This is a genomic window from Corynebacterium guangdongense (genome assembly GCF_030408915.1).
In the GTDB taxonomy this organism is placed as follows: domain Bacteria; phylum Actinomycetota; class Actinomycetes; order Mycobacteriales; family Mycobacteriaceae; genus Corynebacterium; species Corynebacterium guangdongense.
The window spans coordinates 97,239-120,883 of the sequence record NZ_CP047654.1 but is presented as its reverse complement, the minus strand read 5'-3'; the positions used below and the strand labels follow the sequence as shown (position 1 = coordinate 120,883).

Below are 23,645 nucleotides of genomic sequence, written 5' to 3'. Positions count from 1 at the left end.
TACCTGCCGGTCGCTAGGCTGTGGAACATGGGAAACCTCGATGAACGGGCGCTGGGGCTGGTCACCGCGGCCACGCGCGTGGAGGTCTTCACCGGGGCAGGCATGTCCGCGGACTCCGGTATCCCGACCTACCGTGACGCGCGCACCGGTGTGTGGGAGAACGTCGATCCGCAGGCGATGGCCTCGATCGACGCGTGGGCGAAGGATCCCGAACCGATATGGGCCTGGTACCTGTGGCGGCGCACGCTGGCCGCCCGCGCCGACCCCCACGCCGGGCATCGGGCCCTGTCCGACTGGGAGGCCGCCCACGTGACGACGCAGAACATCGACGACCTCCACGAGCGCGCCGGGTCCGGGGACGTCACCCACCTGCACGGATCCCTCTTCGAGTTCCGGTGCTCCATCTGCGCGCGCCCCTGGCGCGGGGAGGTTCCCCACCTCGAGGAACCCGTCGAGCGACTGACACCCCCGTCCTGCCCGCTGTGCGGCAACCTCGTCCGCCCGGGCGTCGTGTGGTTCGGCGAGCCTCTGCCGGCAGGTGAGTGGCAGGCCGCCGAGCGGGCCATGCGCGAGGCCGACCTCGTCGTGGTGGTGGGCACCTCCGGCGTCGTCCAGCCGGCGGCCTCCCTGCCCCTCATCGCCCATGAGCTGGGCACCCCGATCATCGAGGTCTCCCCGCAGGCCACCGAGCTCACGCGCTTCGCCGAGGTCTTCTGCGAGGGCACCGCCGCCGAGGTGCTGCCGGCGCTTGTCGACGCCGCACGCTAACCCAGGTACCAGGCGACCGCGTCACGGTAGACGCCGGAAAGGTCCGGCATCGCCGCCGGTGGGTCGTTCTGCGCGCCGACCCCCGCCACCCGCGCCCCCGGCCCGAAGGCCAGCGTGACGTCGACGACCGCGCGGTGGACGTGATCCTGCGAGGACACCACCAGCACCTCCCTCGCCTCGGGCAGGAGCGCCCGGGTCAGGCGCGCGTTGCTCACGGTGGAGTAGGACTGCTCCTCGGTGAGGATGCGCTCCGGTGCGACGCCGGCGTCGATGAGCCACCGCTTCATGGCGTGGGACTCGACGTAACCGTCCGCGGTCGGCCCGCCGGAGGCCACCACCGGCGCCGCGGGGCGCTGCACCGCCAGCTGGCGGGCGGCCTCGAGGCGGTTGGCGAGGTTGGGCCGCACCGAACCGTCCGGCGCCAGCCCGTTGCCCAGCACCACGATCGGCGCGGACCCCGGGACTGTCTCCGGCGGGGCGATGGGATGGTGGATCGCGGCCAGCGCCGCGTCGACCCCCGCCCGTCCCTCCGGCGTCAGCGCGGAACGCGCGGCGTCACGGGCCACGGCGTCGCCCTCATAGTCCGCCGAGAGCGCCGCCGCGCTGAGCAGATCCTCCCCGGTCGCAACGCCGACGGCACTGGTCAGGTCAGGCGAGAGCCGGTACGGGCCGTAGCCCGGAACGGAGACGACCACTTCCTGGCTGACGCTGCCCGGCGACGGGGACACGGAGGACGCGCCCGCCGGCCCCGCCGTGGCGGGCAGCAGCGTCGCCGTGATGAGCGTGGCGATCAAGGTACGCATGAGACATACTCCCATCTCTTGGGTTCCTGGACCGGGCCAGTCTAGGGACGCCCCGTGGTCGCCGTGGTCGGCCGCGCGTACTTTTGACTGCTGATCGTCTGTGCTGATCCTCTGCGCCAGGGAGCCGTCACAGGGCCGCGTGCCGGTGCCAGGCGCCGAAATCGTCGGCGACCAGCGCGGCCAGCTCCAGGTACGCCTCGCGGGTCGGCCTCGTCATCCGCTCCAGATCGATGGAGCCGCCCTCGGCCAGATGGCGGTCGAAGGGGATGGTGTGGACAGCGCGGGTCCGGGCCCGGAAGTGCTCCGCCAGGCGTTCGGTGTTCATCGGCGATTTCCCCGCGTTGGATTCGGAGACGACCACGATGGAATTGGCGGCCAGCTGCTCGTAGCCGTGCAGGTTGAGCCAGTCGAGGGTGGCGGAGGCGGATTGCGCGCCGTCCAGCGCCGAGGAGGTGACCAGCACCAGGGAGTTCGCCAGGGCCAGCACGCCGTTCATCGCGGAATGCATCAGACCGGTGCCGCAATCGGTGAGGATCACGTTGTAGTGGTGCTGCAGGACGTCGATCGCCCGGCGGTAGTCCTCCTCGCTGAAGGCTTCTGAGGCGGCCGGATCCCGCTCAGAGCCGATCACCTCGAGCCGGGAGGGCGCCTGGGTGGTGAAGGCGCGCACCTGGGGATAGCGCGAGGTGTCCTCCGCCGCCAGCAGATCCCGGATCGTGGCGTGGTGCGGCGGCGCCCCCACCCGCTGCGCCAGGGTGCCGAAGTCCGGGTTGGCGTCGACGGCGATGACCCGGTCCCCGCGGACCGAGGCGAAAGTGGAGCCCAGCGCCACGATGTTCGTCGTCTTGCCGACACCCCCTTTCAGGCTCAGCACCGCGATCCGGTAATCGCCCCGCAGCGGCTGGCGGACCCGTTCCAGCAGTTGCTCATGACGCTCGACCGCCGAGGAGTTGCCCGGGTTGACCTTGCCGCCGGTCAGGGAGTGGACCGCCCGGCGCCACCCGCCCCGGGGCGCGGGCTTGACCGGGTTGACCAGCGTGGATTCGTCGAGCGTGCGGGCGGGGAGGAGGTCGTACTCCCCCGGCGTGGAATGCTGCCCCCGGGCGGTCACCGCGGCGTCCGGCGTGCGGATCCAGTTCTGTAGTTCCTGCGTGATGGACGAATCGTGCTCGGCCATGAGTTTTCCCCCTAAAGAATGTTGTCTCGACGGCGCGTGAGCCGCCTACAGACTAGCGAGGTTGAGGGATATTGTTCGGGTAAGAATATTAAAGGTTCGGCTGGGGACGTGGGCTCCCGATCCTCGCCCGAATGAACCGCTCTGTCCATTTGTCCCCCCTATCGAATAGACTGCATTGTCTGGAATGGGATACACTACCGAGCATGCTGAACTCGACCCCCGCGTTCTCACGCCCCGCCACGCCGGCGTCGAAGTGTTTCCATCTCATGCGTCTGCAGCAGCAGACGACACGTGGCGAGCTCGTCGCCGCCACCGGCCTGTCCCAGCCGACCGTCACCCGCGCGGTCACCGCCCTGCTCAAGGCCGGCCTCGTGATCGAACGCAACGACCTCACCCACTCCAAGGGGCGCGGCCGCCCGACGATTCCCCTCGAACTCGCGGACCTCCACTGGGTGCACGCGGGCATCGCCGTCGGCACCACCACCACCTACATCGGCCTCTACGACACCCACGGGCGCACCGTCCGCGACGTCGACGTCGACACCCCGATGGCGAAGCTCGGCGCCGACGACTTCATCGAACACGTCATGGCCGGCCTCAACCGGCTCACCGCCGGACTCGACCGCCCGCTCGTCTCCGTGGGCGTGACCTTCCCCGGCCGCGTCAGCGACGACGGCGTCGTCGACGCCCCCTCCCTCGGCTGGAACGGCGTCGACGTCGCCGGCCGCCTCCGCTTCCAGTTCTCCGTCCCGGTCACCGTCACCGCCGCCGTGCCGGCGATCCTCGGCTCCGAACTCCAGGTCGCCGAAACCGACTTCGGCAGCCCGGCCCCCACGGTGATGACCCTCTTCGCCGACGACTCGGTGGGTGCCGCCGTTTCCGGCCAGGACCGCATCACCCAGCTCGAACTGCCGTCCGCCGTGGTCAACGAACTCGGCACCGCCGGCGTCCTGCGCGCCTCCGGCACCTCCGCCGCCCGCCTGCGGCAGCTTGTCGACGCCCCCGACCCCGGCATCCGCGACCTCCTCAACACCCGCGCCCGCCGGCTCGGCGAATTGACCGCCCAACTGGCCGTGGAACACCGGCCGAACACCGTCGTCGTCGCCGGCTCCGCCTTCATCGACGACCAGGCCGCCCCGAAGCTCTACGCCCAATCGGTGCGCACCACCCTGCCCGAGGACGTCCAGGTCGAACTGCGCCTGATCCCCAGCCACCGCGACATCGTCCGGGCGATCTCCCGCGCCGTGGCCCTGGACCTGCTGTCCCGGGAACCGCTCAAACTCGCACAGGGGTAGGCCGGGACCCGGCCCGCGGCTACGGCTCCCCGAAGGAGTCCCCCGTGACGGCTCACCCCTTTTCTGTCAGGAAACGGGGGACGGGCGATCCTTGAGAGGCGACGCCCGTCACCCCTACCCCTGCACATCCTCCAGTCGCAGCGGTTCCAGGCCCCGGTGCTCCCTGGAGAGGGCGACGTAGCGGCCCGCGTGCGGGACGAAGGAGGCCGACTGCTCGTCGGAAAGCTCCCGCCGGACGCTGGCGGGCACGCCGGCGGCCAGGGACTTCGGCGGAATCTCCTGCCCCTCAAGCACGACGGCCCCGGCCGCGATGAGCGATCCGGGCCCGATTACCGAGCGCGACAACACCGAGGCGGACATGCCGACCAGGGTGCCGTCCCCCACCACGGCCCCGTGGACGAGCGCCTGGTGGCCGACGGTGACGTCGTCGCCGAGGATGCACGGTGCGTCCCGGTCGACGTGGAGGACGGAGTTGTCCTGAATGTTGGTGCGGGCGCCGATGCGGATGGCGTTGACGTCGCCACGAAGCACCGCGCCGTAGAAGACGGAGGAGTCCTCGCCGATTTCGACGTCACCGATGATGACGGCGCCCGGCGCGATGAAGGCGCTGGCGGCGATGCGGGGTTTCTTTCCGTTGAAGGCGTAAATCACAGGAACTCCTTGAGGTCGTCGTGGGGGGCGATCAGTCGTGCCCGCATCCCGGCCCGCTCCGCGCCCGCGACCTGGGCGGCGTCCGCGGAGACGAAGAGGGTGTCGCGGGCCGCCGTGCGCATCGCGTCGGTGGCCACCGCGAACACCCGGGGGTCGGGGGCGGCGAGCGCGATGTCGCAGGAGAAGATCACGGCGTGGAACTCCTCGAGCCAGCGGTGCTTGTCGCGCAGCTGGAGCGACAGCGAGAGCGGGATGTTGGCGAGGACGCCGCAGATGACGTTGCCCTCGAGCAGCTCCCGGGCCTGGCGGAGGAAGTCGGTGGGTTGGTGGAGGTGGCCGGCCATCATGGCGGCGGCGACCTCGGCCATGTCGGCGTCCGGAGCCGCCTGCCGACCGAGGCGCTGCCACCAGGACTGGTCGTCGATGGTGCCGGCGTCCAGCTCGGGGCGGGTGGCGTGGAAATGCTCCCAGAATCGGCGGGCGGCATCACCGGAGACCCCCGCCGCGGCCTCAACCCGGGCGACGTCGTCGGCGTCGGGCCCGGGCAGGAGCACCCCGTAGAGGTCGATGAGCAATGCGGTCATGTCTTCTAGCCTAGTGATCATGATCGACTTCACCGCTGACGCCGACGTCGTCGCCCCGCAGCTGCTCGGCGCGCATCTCACCCACGGCGGGGTGACGGTGCGCCTCACGGAGGTGGAGGCCTACCTGGGCTCACAGGACGAGGCCGCCCACACCTACCGGGGCCCCACCGCCCGCAATGCCGCGATGTTCGGCCCGCCGGGACGCATGTACGTCTACCTCTCCTACGGCATCCACCTCAACGGCAACATCGTGTGCGCCCCGGAGGGCACCGGCCAGGGATGCCTGCTGCGGGCGGGTGAGGTCGTCGACGGCTTGTCGACGGCACGCGCCCGCCGCGGCGACGTCCCCGACGTGCGCCTGGCGCAGGGGCCGGGGAATCTGGGGTCCGCGCTGGGCTTCGCGCTGGAGGACAACGGCCAGCCGGTCACCGGCCCGGAGTTCCTGCTGACCGAGCGGTCCTTTCCGCCGGAGATCGTGCACGGTCCGCGGGTGGGCATCTCCAAGAACACGGGGGCGCACCTGCGCTTCTGGATTCCGGACGACCCGACGGTCTCCCGCAAAAAGGCCAGGAGGCACGGGTTGCCTTTTCCGGATGGACCTGTTTAAATGTGACCATTCAACATGAACCGATCGGTCTGCGAATGGCCCACCGCTCGGTCTGATACCGGAAGAAGGAAGCCCCGTGTCCACCACCACCACCGCCCCGGCGAAGGCCTCGCGCCTGCCGTCCTGGCTGACCGGCTTCGGCGGCCAGGTCATCATCGGCCTGGTCATCGGCCTCATCCTCGGGTTCGTCGCCCGGGGCATGGACGCCGGGCTCGGCGAGGAGGAGCAGTCCTGGCTCACCGCCACCCTCACCTGGCTCGGCAACACCTACGTCACGCTGCTCAAGCTGCTGATCCCGCCGCTGATCTTCGCCGCAGTGATCACCTCCATCGCCAACCTGCGCAAGGTCCGTAACGCGGCCCGGCTGGCCGGCTCCACCCTCATCTGGTTCGCGGTCACGGCGTTCATCTCCGTGGTCATCGGCATCGTCGTCGGCCTGGTCATGCAGCCGGGCGTCGGCACCAGCGTCGACGCGGCCGATGCGGCCGACCCCTCGCGCATGGGCTCCTGGCTGGGCTTCATCAACTCGGTGGTGCCGGCGAACTTCCTCGGCCTGTCCGTGTCGGAGAGCTCCTCGGGTGCGCTCAACGCGAACTTCAACGTCCTGCAGATTCTGGTCCTGTCCCTGGCCATCGGCATCGCCGCGGTCAAGGCGGGCAAGAAGGCCGAGCCCTTCATCAGCTTCGCCGAGTCGCTGCTCTCCGTCGTCCAGGTCATGCTGTGGTGGATCATCCGTCTCGCGCCGGTCGGCACGGCCGCGCTGATCGGCAAGGCCGTCTCCACCTACGGCTGGGAGGCCCTGGGTTCGCTGGGCAAGTTCGTCGTCGCCATCTACGTCGGCTGCGCGCTGGTCATGTTCGTGCTCTACCCGGCCGTCCTGGTCTACGCGCGCATTCCTGTCCTCGGTTTCTTCAAGCGCGTCTGGCCGGTCACCACGCTGGGCTTCTTCACCCGTTCCTCCATGGGCGTCATGCCGGTCAACCAGCGCGTCGCCGAGAAGTCCATGGGCGTGCCGCGCGAGTACGCCTCCTTCGCGATGCCGCTGGGCGCGACCTCCAAGATGGACGGCTGCGCCTCGATCTACCCGGCCATCGCCGCGATCTTCGTCGCCCAGTTCTACGGCATCGAGCTCAACCTCACCCACTACGTGCTCATCGCACTGGTCGCCGTCCTGGGCTCCGCAGCCACCGCCGGCACCACCGGCGCCACCGTCATGCTCACCCTGATGCTGTCCACCCTGGGCCTGCCGCTGGCCGGCGTCGGCCTGCTGCTGGCCGTCGAGCCGATCATCGACATGGCCCGTACCGCCACCAACGTCACCGGCCAGAACCTGGTCGCCACGGTCGTCGCCAAGCGCCACGGCATCCTCGACCAGAAGATCTTCGACGCCGCCGAGAACGGCAAGTCCGCGCTCGACACCGCAGAGGACGAGGACGACTCTGGAGCTGAGACTGAGGCTGAGGCTGCGCTCAGCGAGGTCACGACCAGGGCTTAGGCTTCCCCGGACAACGGGCCACCCGCACCACGCGGGTGGCCCGTTTTCGTATGGTGGAACCATGTCTGATTTGATCATCCGCGAGGAAACCCCCGCCGACGCCGCCGCCATCAGCGAGCTGACCACCCGCGCCTTCGCCACCGCCCGGCACTCCTCGGGCACGGAGGCGGCGATCGTCGAAAAGCTCCGCGACGCCGGCGCACTCTCCCTCTCGCTGGTCGCCGAGCGCGACGGACGCGTCGTCGGGCACGTCGCGATCTCCCCGGTGACCGTCTCCGACGGCACCGAGGGCTGGTACGGACTGGGCCCGGTCTCCGTGGAACCGGAGCTGCAGCGCCGGCGCATCGGCACCGAACTCATCCACCGCGCCGCGGACATCATGGAGAAGCGCGGCGCCGAGGGACTGACCGTCGCCGGCGACGAGGTCTTCTACACCCGCTTCGGCTTCCTGCCCATCCCCTTCTTCTACCACTCCGACGTGCCCGAGGAGCACTTTCTCTCCGTGCGACTCAACGCCGCCGACTACCCCGACGGCGAGGTCATCTACCACCCGGCGTTCGGCTAGCAGCCCTCGTCCCAGTTCTCCCAGCCGTGGCGGATCATCTCCTCGAGCACCTCGAGATCGACGTCCTCCGGCTTGTTGATGTACAGGCACGACGCCCCCGTCGTGTGCTTGCCCAGGCGGCTGAGAAAGCGCTCGTCGTGGGGCAGCCCGTAGAGCGAGATCTTCGCCGTGCGCGGCGAGAACCCGACCCGGAACGTGTCCCCCTCCCGGCCGCTTGCGTACCGGTAGTGCACCGCGCCGTAGCCGATCATCGACGGGCCCCACATGCGCGGTTCGGCACCGGTCACGCGGTGGAAGATCTCCAGCAGCTGCCGCCCGTGTGTCACCCGGCGCGGCATGTCGAGGCCGTCAACGTAGGCGACCGGGTCTTCCCCGCTCAGTCCGCCGGCATAGTCGTCGGTGTTGACGCCGGTGTGCCCCTCCGTGAACTGCGCCGCCCGCTCCTCCTTCGCCGGGGCGTTCGACATGCCCAGCCCGCGCTCGACGAGCGCGTCCTGGAGACGCTCAAGGCCCCGCTTGCCGACGCCGTGCAGTCCCAGCATCTTCGCCCAGTCCTGCCCATCCAGCGATTCCAGGTCGGGGTAGCCCGCTCGGGCCAGCGCGTCGCGTGCGGGACGACCGACGCCCCTGATGTCCTCGTACGGTGTGGCCATGCCCGCGATGCTACCGGGGTTTCGGACGGCCGGGCCGCCACAGACAGGGAGACGGACAGGGATCTGACAGCGGGCTCCGGGTGAATTTCTCCTGAGCGCCCCCACATGAACCCGGCTGTCTCGGTACCCTGACGACCATGGGAATCTCAGACATCGTGCGTGCCGTGGAGCGCCGCATCAACGCCCGTGGCGTCCGTCGCAAGACCGAGGCCGGCTGGGCACCGGAGATCACTCCGTTCCGCGGGTACGGGACCTCGAACCGGGTCCACGTCATCGGCCGCGTCCTGATGCAGGACCCCGAATTCGACGACGAGGCACCGATCGAGGTCGACGAGGACGGAAACCCCCGCACCCAGGTGGAGCAGGTGTCCACCCAGGCCCAGCGCGGCTACCGCCAGTTCTTCACCATCCAGGTCGGCGATCACCCGGTCACGGTCCACGCCGGCCGCCATACCGTACGGACCCGGACCAACGGCAACGGCTACTTCGACGTCCTCGTCGAGGATCACGGCCTGGAGACCGGCTGGCAGGAGGTGATCGTCGAGGCGGAGGGCGCCGAGACGGTGACCGCCGAGGTGCTCATCACCGCCGACGACGCCCCGATCGGCATCGTCAGCGACATCGACGACACGATCATGGTGACCAACCTTCCCCGTGCACTGCACGCTGCCTACAATTCCTGGTTCGTCCACACCAACCAGCGCAAACCGGTCGAGGGCATGGCGGAGTTCTACACCCGGCTGCTCGAGGAGAACCCGGGCGCGCCGGTCTTCTACCTCTCGACGGGCGCGTGGAACACCTACGAGACGCTGTGCACCTTCATCGAGGAGCACAACTTCCCGAAGGGGCCGCTGCTGCTGACCGACTGGGGCCCGACCCCGACCGGCCTGTTCCGTTCCGGGCAGGAGCACAAGAAGGTGCAGCTGCGCAACCTGTTCATCGACTACCCGAACACCGAGTGGATTCTCATCGGGGACAACGGCCAGCACGATCCGCTGACCTACGCCGACGCGATTCAGGAGCACCCGGACCGCGTCAAGGGCGTCGCCATCCGCGAGCTGACCCCGACCGAACACGTCCTCTCCCACGGCACGACCGGTTCGCTGGTCGACGTCGAGCGCACCGACCGCGAAGGCACCCCGTCCATCTCCGCCCCGGACGGGCACGCGTTGCTCGACGAGTACCGCAAGGTCATCCGCTAGAACCGGAGGTTCTCCGTCCCGGCAGGCGCCCGTATGATTGCCGCGATGGCTATTGAACTGGTGTGGGACGGCAAGCGGGCGGCGGCGGCGGAGGCTGAGCGGGCGTCGACAAGCATCGGGCTCCCCGAGGGCAACGTCGTCGTCGAGGGTGACAACCTCGAGGTGCTGCGCGCGCTCGAGGATCCGGTCGATCTGATCTACATCGACCCGCCGTACAACACCGGCAACGACTTCACCTACCACGACAATTTCGCGGGTCACGAGGCGTGGCTGTCGATGATGTACCCGCGGCTGCTGCTCGCGCACAGGCTCCTGAAACCGACCGGCAGCATGCTCATCAGCATCGACGACAACGAGCTCGACACCCTGACCCGTCTGTGCAAGGAGATCTTCAGCGACGACCGGGTCGAGGTGCTGGTGTGGAACACCGAGGCCGAGGGCTCGTCGGGCACGCTGAAACAGGTGCGCACGGTCCGTTCCAGCCACGAATACGTCGTCGCCTGCCACGGTCCGCAGGTCCAGTGGAACCGCATCCACGAGGCGCTGGCCGGGCGCGAGCATGAGCTGCAGACGGCGAACCTCGCGGTCAACGCCTCCCGCGAGCGCAGCGACCACCCCAACTACTTCACCATCACCGGCCCGCACGGTGACGAGTTCACCCGCCAGTGGAAGTGGGATCGCGACGAAATCCGGCGCCTGCAGGAGGAGGACCTGCTCTACTTCGGGCGCGACGGCCGCCGCCAGCCGCGCCGCGTCATCCCCACCGACCATCGCCGCACCACCTACCTGCGCTCCATCCTCAACTACGGCGGCACCACCGTCGGCCGCAAGGATTTCGAGGCCGTGATGGGCAGGGAGATCGAGTTCAGCTACCCCAAGCCGATCGTGCTGCTGCGCAAGCTCATCCTCTCCGCCTCGGGCCCGGAGGCCACCGTCCTCGACTTCTTCGCCGGCACCGGCACCACCGGCGTGGCCGTGGAAGCCGCCAACGCCGAGGACGGCGGGGCGCGCCGCTTCATCCTCGTCCAGCAACCCGAACCCGCCGGGCCGCGGGCCGTCGACGCGGGCTTGCCGACGCTCGCCGCCATCACCCGCGAACGCCTGGCACGGATGAACGTCGAATTTTCGCCGGTGTACGTGACCTAGCCGCACCAGCCCGGTAGGTTGTGAACGCCGTACCCGGGAGATGGCCCCCGTCGGCGGGACGAGCCGGCATATCACCCCCTGCCAACCGTCGCCGGTGTCACAATGGTGGGGTGAAGGACAACAACCGCGAGACCTCCGAGAGCTTCCGGCTCCGTGGTTCGATCCCGGACGTTCCCCGGGAAACGCTGCGGGACCGGCTGTGGCGGCCGTTCTGGGCGATACCGACCGTCAGCGTCGTCGCCGCCGTGGTGCTCGGTGTTCTGCTGCCCACGTGGGAACGTGGCTTATCGGAGACCCCGCCCGAAATTGCCTTCGGAGGCGGCCCCTCGGCCGCCCGTGAGGTGCTGGGCACCATCGCATCGGCCACCATCTCGGTGACTGGCCTCATCTTCTCCATCACCCTGGTGGTACTTCAGCTGGTCAGCAGCCAGTTCAGCCCCCGAATGCTCAACGGTTTCCTCCGTAACCGCATCGTCCAGGCGACCCTCGCGATGTTCCTGGGCACGTTCGTCTTCTCCTTGACGGTTCTCCGGTACGTGTGGAGCGAGGATGAGGAACTCACCGCCTTCGTCCCCCGCGTGTCAGTGTCCCTGGCCTTCCTCCTGGTCCTCGGATGCCTGGGGCTGTTCATGGCCTTCATCCGGACCATCACCTCCTCGATGCGGGTGGCCAACGCGATCTCCGAGATCGGAAAGGAAACGATGGCGCTGGCCGAACGCATCTATCCCGTCAAGAGCAGGGACACAGACCCGACCCAGGGGCCGGGCTGGTCCCCCCGGCCCGACGACCACCGAGAAGAGGTCCCGGCCGACAGCCACGGTTCCCTGGTCTGGATCGACTACCGGAAGCTGATCTCCTGGGCCACGGAGCACGGAGCCGTAATCACGGTCGACCGGTCCGTGGGGGAATTCCTCGTCGAAGGCCAGCCGCTGCTGCGGATTTGGTGGGAGGGGAAACTCAGCGACCGCGATCGACGTATCCTGCTCTCCACCATCGAAGTACGGACAGAAAGGGAGCTCCACCAGGACGTGGCGTTCGGACTGCGCCAACTGGTCGACATCGCTGACCGGGCGCTGTCCCCGGGCATCAACGATCCGGCGACGGCCGCCCAATGCGTCCAGGAGCTCCACCGGATCTTTCGCTATCTGGTCACCGTCACCGAACCCAGCCCCTACATCGCCGACGAGGACGGTCAGGTCCGGGTGGTGCACCACCCGCAACGCATCGGGGCCATGCTCCATGAGGTGGTCCGGGAGATCCATCTCTACGGGGCGGGTTCGGCCATGATTCCCACCCAGTTGCGCATCATGCTCGAGGACCTGACGACGGCCGCCACCGAGCAGTCCCTGCCCGCCGTCGAGCGGGCCCGCACCATCCTGGACGATGACGATAGTGCGGATAAGGACAAGGGCAAGGACACCGCGACCGTCTAATCCGGGATCAGGTGGCGCCGCCGGGCCGTGGCCTGGCCCGGGCATTCACGCCTGCCCCAGCCCGCACCGGCCTCGAAACTGCTGGGCATCTGGCCCCGCTCGGCACGTCACCCGTCCGCGGAATCATCGCGACGCCGACGGTTAACAGGGGGTTTGCTGTCGTTGGTACTCACTGCGGGTGATGCAGCGGGTGCGCCTGGATCTAGGCGGACCCGTCGTTCCCGCCCGCAGATTGTTCCGGGCTACGGTGGGCTCGACTCCCCCGATCATGAAGAAAGAAAGCGCCCAAGGAACCGGCCAGGGTGGCGAACACGGCGACGGAGTACGCGGCCAGGATCAGGTGCAGCAGTTTGGCGAAGGGATCGTCGGTGGTGATCCCGGTGCCGGTGATCGTTGTGAGAGTCGCTTCGTAGAGTGCTGTGGTGTAGTCCGTCTCGGACCCCATGGCATACAACAGCTGGCTGGCGGCCAGGATGACGACCGCGGTGATGGAGACCAGCCAGCCGATCCGGTTGGACAATAACCGCCCCGCAGACCGGGACCCGCGCACCCCGGCGGAGAGAATGCCGCCGACCCGTGCCGCCCGGGACAGCCGCGCCACCCGCAGAGCCCGGATCGCCCGCAATGCCCGGAAGAACCGGAGAAAAGGCAGCAGCAGGAAGATGACCTGCCACCAGTTGCGACGCCAGAACCTCGACTGGAAACCGGCGACATAGGCGCGCAGCACGAACTCCGCGACGAACAGCGCCCAGAACACCCACCCGGCGATGCTCAGGATCCTCACCCACCCCGGTTCAGTGACGAGCAGCTGGCCCAGGACAACTAAGAGGAAGAGCACCCCGAGAAACCCCATCGGCCGGTCCAGCCGGGCCGCCAGGATCTCGGCGGCCTCCACCCGCCCGGTCTGCGATGACCATCGACTGCTCATAACGTGCCGACCTCCAAAACGGGAGTTCTCCCCGGAGAGCGTCGGGTCAGACCGCCCCGGGCGGAAAGTGTGATCCTGCCCCGAACCTACCACCCGGGCCCGGCCCCCTCCTCCCGCAACGGCGGTGCTCGCACCTGCCCCACGCCCATGGTTTCCGGGCTGGCGTCGATGGGTCCCGCCGCGGTCCTGCCCTAGTCTGTACCCCATGAGCAACGAAACAATCTCCACCCAGCTGAGGCACCGCACCATCCGTGAGTTCACCACCGAGGACGTCAGCGACGACATTCTGGACACCATCTACGACGTCGCGATGCAGACCGCTTCCTCCCGCGGGTTGCAGCACTGCGGCATCATCCGGGTCACGGACCCGGCGCTGCGGGACCGCCTCACGGAGATCGGCCGTCAGGAGTACGTCCGCCGCGCGCCGGTGTACCTGCTGTTCATCGTCGACGCCGCCCGTAACGCCACCATCCTCCGGGAGCACGGCCGCGACGAGGCCGCCGCCGCGCGCACCCAGGTGTTCGTCGAGGGATTCACCGACGCCTGCCTCATGGCCCAGAACGTCGTGGTCGCCGCGGAGTCCCTCGGCCTGGGCGCGAACTACCTGGGCAACATCCACAACGACACCGCCGGCGTCATCGAGGCGCTGAATCTTCCGAAACTGACCTTCCCCGTGGTGGGCATGACCCTGGGGTGGCCGAACCAGGATCCGCAGCTCAAGCCCCGGATGCCGAAGCATTTCCGCGTCATGGAGAACGGCTACCAGCAGCAGGAGAACTGGACCGAGGCGCTGGCCGAGTACGACGCCGAGATGACCACCTACTACGACCTGCGCGACGCCAACCGACGCGTCGACAGTTTCACCAACCAGGTCCTGGGCCGGCTCACCACCGATCATGACCCCCACGACGAGTCGCTCCAGGTCGCCCGGGCCCAGGGATTCGACATCTAGCGGGGCTCGTACAGGAGTGCGCCATCGGCTACCCGCATGAGGCACACGCCCGCCTCCCGGGCGCGCTCCACCAGGGTGTTCTCGTCGACCTCCTCCAGGTCGGCGCACAACTGCACCACCCGGTCGCCGGACCAGTCGAGCCGCTTCCCCTGCGCATGATACGCGCCCAGCACCTCCTGCAGCTTCGGGCCGATTGCGCCGCTGCGGTTGCGCACGCACACGGACTGCTGCAGCTCCTCGCCGCGGAGTCCCTCGGTGTCCGACCCGCTCTCGAAGAAGAGGTACTCGGCGAAGGGGAAATGCGGGTACGGATCGAGGGCCCCCGCGGTGACGGTCACCTCTCGGTCCAGGTCAATCCACACCTCGACGTCCTCGAAGAGCATCCGGTCATAGGGCTTCGAGCCGTTGGCGCGGACGTGGATCCGCCGACCCTCGCTCTCCGTGACCATCCCCGCATCACCGCCTCCGCTGCGGAACTCCCCGTCCTCGAGGTACTCGTTGATGACGCTGACGTAGGCGCCCTCGCCTACCCCGGTGACGCCGAGCCGACCGTCCGCGGACTGCCCGTGGATGAAGCGCACCGAACGGGCCGAGACCCCGTCCGCCATGACCAATCCGCACGCGTGCGCGTCAAAACGAACCGCGACCTGGCCCTGCGGGCGCCGGGAGGCGATCCGCACCGAGAGACTCCGCGGGTCCTCGACGGTCACCGGAATCCGCAGTCTGTCGATCACCCGCTTACCGCCGACCTCCAGGGTGGACTCACCGGTGGCCAGGTAAGCGCGCCGACGCATCGACTCGAATGATTCTGCCATGGCGACTCCTCACCTGATGTGGTCACTCCACTCTATTCCTGGTTTCCCCTCTCCATTCCTCTCAATTCCGACAATCTTTGGCCGACGGTCGACCGACTAGCGCCGCCACCCGCTAACGGAACGGCACCTCACCCATGGTCCTGCGCAGTTTACGGGTGTGCAGCTTCTCGGGGTCCTGCGCCAGCTTCTCCATGGCGTCGACGGCGCACATCATGTGGGCCTGTTTGGAGTTCTCGTAGAAGGCCTGCGCCTGGGCGGGCAGCTTGGGCACGGCGTGCAGCGGCAGGTCGGACACGCTGAGGAGGGTGCCGTAGGGGATCCGGTAGCGGTAGCCGTTGGTGGCGATGGCGCAGGACTCCATGTCCACGGCGGCGGCGGTGGAGCCGCGCAGCCATTCCCACAGATCCTTCGGGGTCTTCCATTCCCAGTTGCGGTCGTCGGTGGAGATGACGGTGCCGGTGCGCATCTGGGACTTCTCCTCACCGTAAATGGAGTGGACGGAAGCCTCCAGCGCGCGCTGGACCTCGGGCACGGCCGGGATGGGGTTGTGGTGGCCGATGCGCTCGTCGAGGATGTGGTCGTAGCGCTGGTAGGCGTTGCCGAGGATGAGGTCGCCGATGCGCATGCGGGCGTCGAGGCCGGCGCAGTGGCCGATCATGATCCACGCCTCGGGACGGAGGACGGCGAGGGCGTCGGTGATGGTTTTGGCGTTGGAGGGGCCGACGCCGATGTTGATCATGGTGATGCCGTCGCCGGTGGCGGTGACCAGATCGTAGCGCGGCATCTGGAAACGGGATTCGAGAGTGAGGTCCTCGATTTCGCGTTCATCGCCGCGTCCGATGGTCTCCCCGACCGGCAGCATGAGCCGCTCGTAGCGCGACTGCGAATCCTGCAGCTGACGGAGCCCGAACTTCACGAACTCGGTGGTGTGCATCGCGTAGTTGGTGAAGAGGATGTACTTCTGCAGCGACTCCACGTCGATGCCGGTGTAGTGCTCCAGACGGGCGCAGGCGATGTCGAAGCGCTGCGGCCCGAAGTGGAGCAGGGGGCGTTCCTCGCCGTGGAAGGCGTCCCAGTCGCCGTCGACGATGGCGTCGTGGACGTCGTCGAGCGTCGGGCGCGGGATGACCTCCCCGACGTCGCCTGCCCGGCGGGCCTCGCTGACGTCGGGCATGCCGGCGATGTACTCGGGCGGGATGCGGGTCTGGCTCGGTCCCACGAAGACGTCGCAGGGGTAGTTGCGGGTCAAGCGGGTGAGCTGGTCGTGCAGGTAGTCACGCATGAGGCCGGGTTTGGACACCTCGGCGGCGTAACGGCCGGCCTCGTTGACGTAGCCGTAGGGCTCCGTGCGGTCGATGGGGCGCCACTCGTTGACGTCGACGGTGATCTTCGGATAGACGACGTCGACGTAGGCCTCGTAGTCCTGGCTGGCGATGCAGGTCCGGGCAGTCTCACAGGCCGTGTCGTAGAGCTCCACGAGCTTGTCGACGGCTGCGTCCACCGACGTGACCTTCTCCATGTTCTGCGGATTCATGCCCCCACCGTAGCGAAACCACCCTAGACAGCTTGGTCTGCATTTGCTAGGGTGGCGGACACGATCAGGAAGATCGGCGACAAGCCCTCCGGCACGCCGACTGGCAACCGCGTCGCGCACACGGTGCCCCCGGAGGAAGATCGGCCCGCCCGCCAACCTCGGGCAGGGAAGAACGCAATTTTCAGGAGGCTCCCATGGGATCCCTGCACGCTTACGTCAACGACCACTACACCGGCGGCTTCGACCGCTCCTGCAGGCTCTACACGCCCGGTCACCGCACCCACTGGATTCAGGCGCGGTTGTGCCGGCAGGAAGACACCTACTCCCCCGCGGAGCTTCTCGACGTCGAGGGCCACTGGCTCACCTTCACTTCCGGCGGAGTGCTGCACCGCCTGTGGCACCACGACACCGCCAACATCGCCCGCGCGCTGCGGCGCATCACCCTGGGCGCCCCGGAGCTGAGCGTCGAGTTCTCCGAACGCTTCCACCTGCTCACGGTCACCTCGATCAACCTGGAGGAAACCGGCGACCGGGGTCCGGGCGTCTCCGGCACTCCGCTCTGCCTCGCCCAGGAGCCGAGCGAGTGCGTGACCACGACGCCGACGACCTTCGACGAGGCGCTGACAATGGGCGGAGGCACGATTATGCTTCCGTAGGCTGGGAGCCACCCGCCCCTTCCCCACCCCGGAGGACCGACATGCACACCGACCCGTCCCTGCGCACGCCACTGACCGACGACGAGATCTTCGAGGCGCACCGGGGCGGCAAGCTCTCGGTCACCTCGGTACATCCCCTGCACACGATGCGTGACCTGTCCATCAGCTACACCCCGGGCGTCGCGCGCGTGTGCGAGGCCATCGCCGAGGACCCGGCCAAGGCCCGCGAGTACACCGGCACCGGCACCACCGTGGCGGTCATCTCGGACGGTTCCGCGGTCCTGGGCCTGGGCAACATCGGGCCGAAGGCCGCGCTGCCGGTCATGGAGGGCAAGGCCCAGCTGTTCCAGCAGTTTGCGGGCCTCAACGCCATCCCCGTCGTCCTCGACACCCAGGACACCGACGAGCTGGTCGCCATCATCACGGCGCTGGCGCCCTCCTTCGGGGCGATCAACCTGGAGGACATCGCCGCCCCGCGCTGCTTCGAGGTCGAGCGGCGCGTCATCGAGGCCCTCGACATCCCCGTCATGCACGACGACCAGCACGGCACCGCGGTGGTCATCCTGGCCGCGCTGCGCAACGCCGCGAAGGTCCTCGCCCGGGAGCTCGCCGACCTGCGTGTCGTCGTCTCCGGCGCGGGTGCCGCGGGCATCGCGTGCGTCAACATGCTTCTCGACGCCGGCGTCCCCGACATCGTCGTCCTCGACTCCCGTGGCGTCATCCACTCCGGCCGGGAGGATCTCAACCCGGTCAAGCAGGATCTGGCGGCGCGCACCAACCCGCGCGGCGTCACCGGCGGCCCGACCCAGGCCTTCGCCGGCGCGAGCGTCTTCATCGGCGTCTCCCGGGGGCTGGTGCCGGAGGAGACCGTCCAGCTCATGCAGCAGGACCCGATCCTCTTCTCGCTGGCGAACCCGGACCCGGAGATCGCCCAGGAAGTCGCGGAGCGCCACGGCGGCGTCGTCGCGACCGGCCGCTCCGACCGGCCGAACCAGATCAACAACGTGCTGGCCTTCCCGGGCATCTTCCTCGGCGCGCTGGAGGCGCAGGCCACGGCGATCACCCCGGGGATGAAGCTGGCCGCGTCCGACGCGATCGCCTCGCTCGTCGACAAGCCCACCGCCGACAACATCGTGCCCTCCGCCCTGGACGGGCGGGTCGCCCGGGCCGTCGCCGACGCGGTGGCGAAGGCGTGGCGGGGGTAGTCCCAGGCCGCGTGGCTATGCTCGCAAGGCATGGCCAATTCCCCCTCCGGAGAATCACTGATCACGCGCGTGGTCCGGTTGCTGGCGGTCTTCCCCGCCCACAACACCCCGCTTCCCGTGCGCGTTCTCTCCGAGGAGGCCCACCTGCCGCTGTCGACCACCTACCGCCTGCTGCGTGAGCTGGAGGCCGAGGACCTGGTCGCCCGCACCGAGGACGGCCTGTGGCAGCAGGGCAACCGGCTGTGGGAGATCGCCTCGAAAGGCTCACACGCCCAGACACTGCGCGACGCGGCCCTTCCCCCCATGGAGGATTTGGCGGCGAACCTGCACGCGCACGTCTCGATCGGCATCCTGGACCGCAACGAGGTGCTCTACCTGGAACGCCTCAACCCGCACGAGAACACCGTCAACATCATCTCGGTGGCCACCCGGCTGCCGGCGCATGCGACCTCCTCCGGCCTGGTGCTCACCGCTTTCGGCCCACCGGAAGGCCGCGACCTCATGCTGCGGCGAAACCTGCAGCGCTACACCGACACCACCATCACCGAGCCGGCGAAACTGCGGGAGGCGTTCGCCCGCGCCCGCCGGGACGGCTTCATCACCAGCAGTGGCGCGATGATCCCCGAATCGACCGGCATCTCCGTCCCCGTGTTCACCGACGCCAACCACGTGATCGCGGCGGTGACGGTCATTGTCCCGCTCGGTGAGGAGAATCTGAACGTCATCGTTCCGCAAATGCGGCTGTGCGCCCGCGCAATTCAGCGCCGCCACGGCAGCATCCCCCATGACCTGCTGCCCATGGACCGGCAGACCAACCCGGAACCGGAGAATTACCCCTCCCGGTAACTACTGGTCCGCGCGGAGGTTGTTGCCCGCGGTTTCGCCGCCGTCCAGGACGAAGGTTCCGCCCGTGGCGAAGGTGGACTCGTCCGACGCGAGGTAGATGATGAGGTGCGAGATTTCCTCGACCTGCGCCGCCCTGCCCAGCGGAATCTGCCCGAAGCCGCGCTTCAGCCCGGCGGTGAGCGGCGTCTCCACGCTGCCCGGGTGGACCGAGTTGACTCGGATGTTGTACTTGCCCAGGTCCAGTGCGGAGGTCCTGGTCAGGCCCTGCACCGCCCACTTGGCGGCGGAGTAGGCGGCGCGGTTCTTGAAGCCGGTCAACCCGGCGATGGAGGAGATGTTGATGATGGAGGCGGTGTCGTTCTTCTTCAGCGCCGGCAATGCGGCCTTCATGCCGTAGAAGGTGCCGTTGAGGTCGATGTCGATGGTCCTGCGCCAGTCCTCGAGGCTGGCGTCCTCCACGCTGCCGGCGGTGAAGATGCCCGCGTTGTTGACCAGGACGTCGAGCTTGCCGAAGACCTCCTCGGCCTCCCGGACGGCGTTCTCCCATTCCTGGTACTCGGTGACGTTGAGGTGCACGAAGTGGGCGCGCTCGGAACCGATTTCCCCCGCCAGCCGGGTGCCCGCCCGGTCGTCCACGTCGGTGAGCACGACCTTGGCGCCCTCCGCCACGAGCATGCGGGCGTGCGAGGCCCCCATACCGGATCCGGCCCCGGTGACGAGGGCGACTTTTCCTGACAAACGTTCGTTTTTCTGGGTCATGGTTGAGGTCATGGTTGAGGTCATGCCAGTGGAGGTTAACGGCCGTTGTCGCCTGGGTCTCCTGGTTTTCCAGCGGTTTTCATTCAATAAGAGAATGTTGTTCATTGAATGACATTCGCCTTCCCAGGCCTGGCCCGGGCTCCGCATGATATGTGTCACACGACGTTCCATGGCGCACATCGCAGTGGAGCGACAAGGCGAGAAGGGACACGAACAACCATGAAAATGCTCGACAACGCGAACACACAGGAACACTACGACCTCGTCGTCGTCGGCTCCGGCGCGGCCGGTCTGACCGCCGCCGCCACCGCCGCGGAGGCCGGGCTCAGCGTCCTGGTCGCGGAGAAGTCCTCCCTGCTCGGAGGCACCTCGGCCATCTCCGGCGGCATGCTCTGGGTCGTCGACAACCCCTACGCACGCCAGGGCGGCTTCAACGACTCCACGGAGGCCGGCCGGACCTACGTGGAAGCCGTCGCCCGCGGCCGGGGTCGCGCCGAGCTGCTCGACGCCGCCCTGAAGCACGGCGCCGACATGCTGACCTTCCTCGACGAGAAGCTCGGCGTGAAGTTCCTCTTCCTCGACAACTTCCCCGACTACCGCATGGACCTGCCCGGTTCGGTCAGCGGCGGCCGGACCATCGAGCCGGAGCTCTTCAACTACCGCGAGGCGCTCGGTGACCTCGCCGAACACGTCCGCACCGACGGGCGCCACCCGTACACCATGCAGGAGTACGAGACCTGGGGTGCATTCACCCGCTTCCCCTGGGACGAGCTCAACCGGCGCGTGGCGGAGGGGTTCGCGGCCAAGGGCCACGCCCTGGTCTCGATGCTGCTCGCCGCGTGCGTCGACAAGGGCGTGCACTTCGCCGTCGACGCCCGCGTCCAGCGCCTCGAGTCGACCGCCGAGAGGATCACGGGCGTCGTCATCGACGACACCGTCATCGCCGCCGACGCGGTCATGCTGGCCACCGGCGGCTTCGAGTGGGATCACGCCCTGGCCGACTCCATGCTGGCCTCCCGCCTGTACACCATGTGCTCCCCGCCGTCGAACACCGGCGACGGCCTCAAGATGGCCCAGCGCGTCGGCGGCGCCACCCGCGGCACCCGCGAAGCCTGGTGGGCGCCGATGTCCCTGACCGGCGGCACCCGCGACGGGCAGCCCATCGGCTCACTGCTTCGCTTCGAGCGCCAGGGTCCCGGCTCCATCATGGTCAACCGCCACGGCCGGCGCTTCGCCAACGAATCCCAGAACTACAACGACCTCGCCCGTGCGCTCCAGTCCTGGGACTCCCCGAACAACACCACCCTGAACACCCCGGCCCACGTCGTCTTCGACCAGTCCTACCTCGAGCGCTACGGCATCCTCGACCACCGCGTCGGCCAGCCCACCCCGGACTACCTCATCGAGGCCGACACCCTCGAGGAACTCGCGGACAAGATCGGCGTCCCGGCGGCCAACCTCACCGCCACCGTCGAGAGGTTCAACGACATGGCCCTCAAGGGCAGGGACGAGGACTTCGGCCGCGGCGAATCCGCCTACGACCGCTACTGGGGCGACGACGCCAGCGAGTGGCCCAACCCCTCGCTCGGACCGCTGCAGTACGGCCCCTACTACGCCCTCGAGGTGCTCAACGGCGCCTTCGGCACCTGCGGCGGCGTCGCCACCGACGGCAACGCCCAGGTCATGGACGTGGACGGCAACCCCATTCCGGGCCTGTTCGCGGCCGGCAACGTCGCCGAGTCGCCCTACGCCGCCGGCTACCCCGGCGCGGGCGCCACCCTCGGCCCGCTCATGACCATGGCCTACCAGGCCGGCCGGACCATCGTCGCCAACTACGCACGAGTCTGAGGACCACAGATGATCCGTCACGTCCTGATGTTTCGCTGGAAGGACTCCTTCACCGAGGACATCGAGAAGAAATGGGTGGCCGGCCTCGAGAATATGGCCGGGAACATCCCCGGAATGCTCGGCCTCAGCCACGGCCCCGACGTCCTGCACACCGACAAGTCCTGGGACCACGTCCTCATCGTCGACTTCGAGTCCGCCGAGGACATCCAGACCTACAACACCCACCCCCTCCACGAGGCGATCAAGCCCTACTCGCTTCCCAACGTCGAGGAACTCGCCTACGTCGACTTCGAACTCCCGGATGAAAGGAACTGAGCCCCATGACAACGACCCAGACCTCCGCAGTCACGACCCCTGCAGCCGCCCCGGCCCCCGAATCCCCGAGCCTGGGTTCCCGTCGTAGCCCGAAGAAGGCCGCCCTCGCCTCCTTCCTCGGCTCAACCCTGGAGTACTACGATTTCTTCATTTACGGCACCGCCGCCGCCCTGGTCTTCCCCGCGCTGTTCTTCCCGGAGGGAAACCAGGTCATCGCCACCGTCGGCGCCTTCGCCTCCTTCGGTGTCGCCTACATAACCCGGCCGCTGGGCGGGCTGGTGATGGGACACTTCGGCGACCGCGTCGGCCGCAAGCGGGTCCTGATGTACACCCTGCTCATCATGGGCGTCGCCTCCCTGGCCATCGGCCTTCTCCCCACCTACGGGTCCATCGGCGTGACGGCCACCATCCTGCTGGTCATCGCCCGCCTCGCGCAGGGCTTCTCCGCCGGGGCGGAAGCCGCCGGCGCCTCGTCCCTCACCATCGAGCACTCCCCCGAGGGCCGGCGCGGATTCTTCACCTCCTTCGTCATGTCCGGCTACGCCGCCGGCATGGTCCTGTCCACCGTGGTGTTCATCCCGATCTCACGGCTCCCGGAGCAGGCCCTCATGACATGGGGCTGGCGCATCCCGTTCCTGCTCTCCGTCGTCGTCCTCGGCGTCGCCTTCTACGTCCGTACCAGACTCGACGAGACCCCGGTCTTCGAGGACCAGGTGGAGGCCACCGGCGGGAAGACCACCCTGCCGGCCGCCGACGTCCTGCGCTACCAGGGCGGCGACGTCCTCCGCGTCATCCTGATGTCCGCGTTCTCGGTCATGCAGACCATCTTCACCGTCCTGGGTCTGTCGTACGCGACCTCCACTGCCGGTTTCGAACGCTCCGACATCCTCACCGTCAACGCCGTCACCATCGGACTGTCCATGCTGGTCATGCCGCTGGCCGCGGCCACCTCCGACCGCATCGGACGTCGTCCGGTGCTGCTGATGGCCATGACGGGTTGCGCCCTCGTCCTGCCCTGCTACTTCCTGGCCCTGGGCAGCGGAAACATCTGGCTGGTCTTCGCCGCCTCGCTGCTGCTGATGACCTTCCTCTACTCCGGCTTCAACGGCCTCTGGCCCTCCTTCTTCGGAGAGCTCTTCGCCTCCCCGGTGCGCTACACCGGCATGGCGATGGGCAACCAGCTCGGCCTGGTGGTCGCCGGCTTCGGTCCGATGATCGGCGCCGTCCTCCTGACCGACGGCCACTACGGCTGGATTCCGGTCGCGGTCTTCGCCGCGGTCGTCAGCCTGCTCGCCGGCCTCGCGGTGTTCTTCTCCCGCGAGACCGCACACACCCCCATCACCGAACTGGGTCGTCCCTACCTCGAGGCAGTCGCAGCCGCCCCGGCCCCCGCCCGCGCCTAAATCCC

The 23,645-nt window shown here is 68.4% G+C and carries 24 protein-coding genes and 1 riboswitch; of the genes, 15 read left to right on the top strand and 9 right to left on the bottom strand.

Annotated elements, in window-relative coordinates; all coding sequences use genetic code 11:
- Positions 1-27: 27 nt before the first annotated feature.
- A complete protein-coding gene (locus CGUA_RS00595; RefSeq protein ID WP_290196662.1) occupies positions 28-768 on the top strand; it encodes an NAD-dependent deacylase in 741 nt (246 codons plus the stop codon).
- Here CGUA_RS00595 and CGUA_RS00590 read toward each other — a convergent pair.
- Positions 765-1,571 (bottom strand): YdcF family protein, encoded by an 807-nt coding sequence (locus CGUA_RS00590; RefSeq protein ID WP_290196660.1) that lies wholly within the window; start codon positions 1,569-1,571, stop codon positions 765-767. The genes CGUA_RS00595 and CGUA_RS00590 overlap by 4 nt on opposite strands.
- Before the next feature lie 127 nt (positions 1,572-1,698).
- Entirely contained in the window at positions 1,699-2,748 is a 1,050-nt protein-coding gene (locus CGUA_RS00585; protein ID WP_290196658.1) for a MinD/ParA family ATP-binding protein, read from the bottom strand.
- Between the two features lie 203 nt (positions 2,749-2,951).
- Here CGUA_RS00585 and CGUA_RS00580 point away from each other — a divergent pair, with 203 nt between their 5' ends.
- On the top strand, positions 2,952-4,043 hold the full coding sequence (locus tag CGUA_RS00580) for an ROK family protein (RefSeq protein WP_290196656.1): 1,092 nt from the start codon (positions 2,952-2,954) through the stop codon (positions 4,041-4,043).
- A gap of 114 nt (positions 4,044-4,157) precedes the next feature.
- Here CGUA_RS00580 and CGUA_RS00575 read toward each other — a convergent pair whose 3' ends face one another.
- Entirely contained in the window at positions 4,158-4,694 is a 537-nt protein-coding gene (locus CGUA_RS00575; RefSeq protein WP_290196654.1) for a gamma carbonic anhydrase family protein, read from the bottom strand.
- Positions 4,691-5,278, bottom strand: coding sequence for an HAD family hydrolase (locus CGUA_RS00570; RefSeq protein ID WP_290196651.1), 588 nt, complete (start codon positions 5,276-5,278; stop codon positions 4,691-4,693). The genes CGUA_RS00575 and CGUA_RS00570 overlap by 4 nt, the downstream gene beginning before the upstream one ends.
- 19 nt (positions 5,279-5,297) lie before the next feature.
- On the opposite strand from CGUA_RS00570, the gene CGUA_RS00565 reads away from it, so the two are divergent.
- The 3 genes from CGUA_RS00565 (at position 5,298) to CGUA_RS00555 (ending at position 7,945) form a co-directional block, all read left to right on the top strand.
- On the top strand, positions 5,298-5,885 hold the full coding sequence (locus tag CGUA_RS00565) for a DNA-3-methyladenine glycosylase (RefSeq protein ID WP_290196649.1): 588 nt from the start codon (positions 5,298-5,300) through the stop codon (positions 5,883-5,885).
- 76 nt (positions 5,886-5,961) lie between these two features.
- Entirely contained in the window at positions 5,962-7,380 is a 1,419-nt protein-coding gene (locus CGUA_RS00560) for a dicarboxylate/amino acid:cation symporter (RefSeq protein WP_290196647.1), read from the top strand.
- Between the two features lie 61 nt (positions 7,381-7,441).
- A complete protein-coding gene (locus tag CGUA_RS00555) occupies positions 7,442-7,945 on the top strand; it encodes a GNAT family N-acetyltransferase (protein ID WP_290196645.1) in 504 nt (167 codons plus the stop codon).
- On the opposite strand, the gene CGUA_RS00550 is transcribed toward CGUA_RS00555, so the two are convergent.
- Positions 7,942-8,598, bottom strand: a complete 657-nt coding sequence (locus CGUA_RS00550) for a DUF1801 domain-containing protein (protein WP_290196643.1) — start codon at positions 8,596-8,598, stop codon at positions 7,942-7,944. The genes CGUA_RS00555 and CGUA_RS00550 overlap by 4 nt on opposite strands.
- Positions 8,599-8,735: 137 nt before the next feature.
- Between CGUA_RS00550 and CGUA_RS00545 the strand changes: the two genes are divergently transcribed.
- The 3 genes from CGUA_RS00545 to CGUA_RS00535 all read left to right on the top strand — a co-directional run bounded on the left by CGUA_RS00545 (position 8,736) and on the right by CGUA_RS00535 (position 12,379).
- The gene (locus tag CGUA_RS00545; RefSeq protein ID WP_290196641.1) at positions 8,736-9,800 is read left to right on the top strand and encodes an App1 family protein phosphatidate phosphatase; all 1,065 of its coding nucleotides are present in this window, start codon (positions 8,736-8,738) and stop codon (positions 9,798-9,800) included.
- Positions 9,801-9,845: 45 nt separating this feature from the next.
- Positions 9,846-10,946, top strand: a complete 1,101-nt coding sequence (locus CGUA_RS00540; RefSeq protein WP_290196639.1) for a site-specific DNA-methyltransferase — start codon at positions 9,846-9,848, stop codon at positions 10,944-10,946.
- 110 nt (positions 10,947-11,056) lie between these two features.
- Complete coding sequence (locus CGUA_RS00535) at positions 11,057-12,379, top strand: DUF2254 domain-containing protein (RefSeq protein ID WP_290196637.1); 1,323 nt, start codon at positions 11,057-11,059, stop codon at positions 12,377-12,379.
- A gap of 202 nt (positions 12,380-12,581) precedes the next feature.
- On the opposite strand, the gene CGUA_RS00530 is transcribed toward CGUA_RS00535, so the two are convergent.
- Positions 12,582-13,307 carry an ion transporter gene (locus tag CGUA_RS00530; RefSeq protein WP_290196636.1) on the bottom strand — a complete coding sequence of 242 codons (726 nt, stop codon included), beginning with the start codon at positions 13,305-13,307 and terminating at the stop codon, positions 12,582-12,584.
- A gap of 205 nt (positions 13,308-13,512) precedes the next feature.
- Here CGUA_RS00530 and CGUA_RS00525 point away from each other — a divergent pair, with 205 nt between their 5' ends.
- Complete coding sequence (locus CGUA_RS00525) at positions 13,513-14,259, top strand: nitroreductase family protein (protein ID WP_290196635.1); 747 nt, start codon at positions 13,513-13,515, stop codon at positions 14,257-14,259.
- Here the strand turns inward: CGUA_RS00525 and CGUA_RS00520 are convergent.
- Together CGUA_RS00520 and amn are read right to left on the bottom strand one after the other, a co-directional pair.
- The gene (locus CGUA_RS00520) at positions 14,256-15,074 is read right to left on the bottom strand and encodes a hypothetical protein (RefSeq protein ID WP_290196633.1); all 819 of its coding nucleotides are present in this window, start codon (positions 15,072-15,074) and stop codon (positions 14,256-14,258) included. The genes CGUA_RS00525 and CGUA_RS00520 overlap by 4 nt on opposite strands.
- A 112-nt stretch (positions 15,075-15,186) precedes the next feature.
- A complete protein-coding gene (gene amn / locus CGUA_RS00515) occupies positions 15,187-16,608 on the bottom strand; it encodes an AMP nucleosidase (RefSeq protein ID WP_290196631.1) in 1,422 nt (473 codons plus the stop codon).
- A gap of 62 nt (positions 16,609-16,670) precedes the next feature.
- A riboswitch (SAM riboswitch) is annotated at positions 16,671-16,787 on the top strand.
- A gap of 15 nt (positions 16,788-16,802) precedes the next feature.
- Here amn and CGUA_RS00510 point away from each other — a divergent pair.
- The 3 genes from CGUA_RS00510 to CGUA_RS00500 are packed head-to-tail and all read left to right on the top strand — an operon-like array spanning position 16,803 to position 19,315.
- Positions 16,803-17,264: a hypothetical protein gene (locus CGUA_RS00510; protein WP_290196629.1), complete on the top strand. Its 462-nt coding sequence runs from the start codon at positions 16,803-16,805 to the stop codon at positions 17,262-17,264.
- A gap of 41 nt (positions 17,265-17,305) precedes the next feature.
- Positions 17,306-18,469 carry an NAD(P)-dependent malic enzyme gene (locus CGUA_RS00505; RefSeq protein ID WP_290196627.1) on the top strand — a complete coding sequence of 388 codons (1,164 nt, stop codon included), beginning with the start codon at positions 17,306-17,308 and terminating at the stop codon, positions 18,467-18,469.
- Positions 18,470-18,499: 30 nt separating this feature from the next.
- Positions 18,500-19,315, top strand: coding sequence for an IclR family transcriptional regulator (locus CGUA_RS00500; RefSeq protein ID WP_290196625.1), 816 nt, complete (start codon positions 18,500-18,502; stop codon positions 19,313-19,315).
- On the opposite strand, the gene chcB1 is transcribed toward CGUA_RS00500, so the two are convergent.
- Positions 19,316-20,098, bottom strand: a complete 783-nt coding sequence (chcB1, locus tag CGUA_RS00495; protein ID WP_290196624.1) for a trans-4-hydroxycyclohexanecarboxylate dehydrogenase — start codon at positions 20,096-20,098, stop codon at positions 19,316-19,318.
- 195 nt (positions 20,099-20,293) lie between these two features.
- Here chcB1 and chcC1 point away from each other — a divergent pair, with 195 nt between their 5' ends.
- Genes chcC1 through CGUA_RS00480 form a run of 3 tightly spaced genes read left to right on the top strand, consistent with a single transcriptional unit; the run spans position 20,294 to position 23,640 of the window.
- Complete coding sequence (gene chcC1 / locus CGUA_RS00490) at positions 20,294-21,922, top strand: 4-oxocyclohexanecarboxylate 2-dehydrogenase (RefSeq protein ID WP_290196621.1); 1,629 nt, start codon at positions 20,294-20,296, stop codon at positions 21,920-21,922.
- Between the two features lie 9 nt (positions 21,923-21,931).
- The gene (locus tag CGUA_RS00485) at positions 21,932-22,237 is read left to right on the top strand and encodes a Dabb family protein (RefSeq protein ID WP_290196619.1); all 306 of its coding nucleotides are present in this window, start codon (positions 21,932-21,934) and stop codon (positions 22,235-22,237) included.
- Positions 22,238-22,242: 5 nt separating this feature from the next.
- Positions 22,243-23,640 (top strand): MFS transporter, encoded by a 1,398-nt coding sequence (locus CGUA_RS00480; protein ID WP_290196617.1) that lies wholly within the window; start codon positions 22,243-22,245, stop codon positions 23,638-23,640.
- The last annotated feature ends 5 nt before the right edge of the window (positions 23,641-23,645 follow it).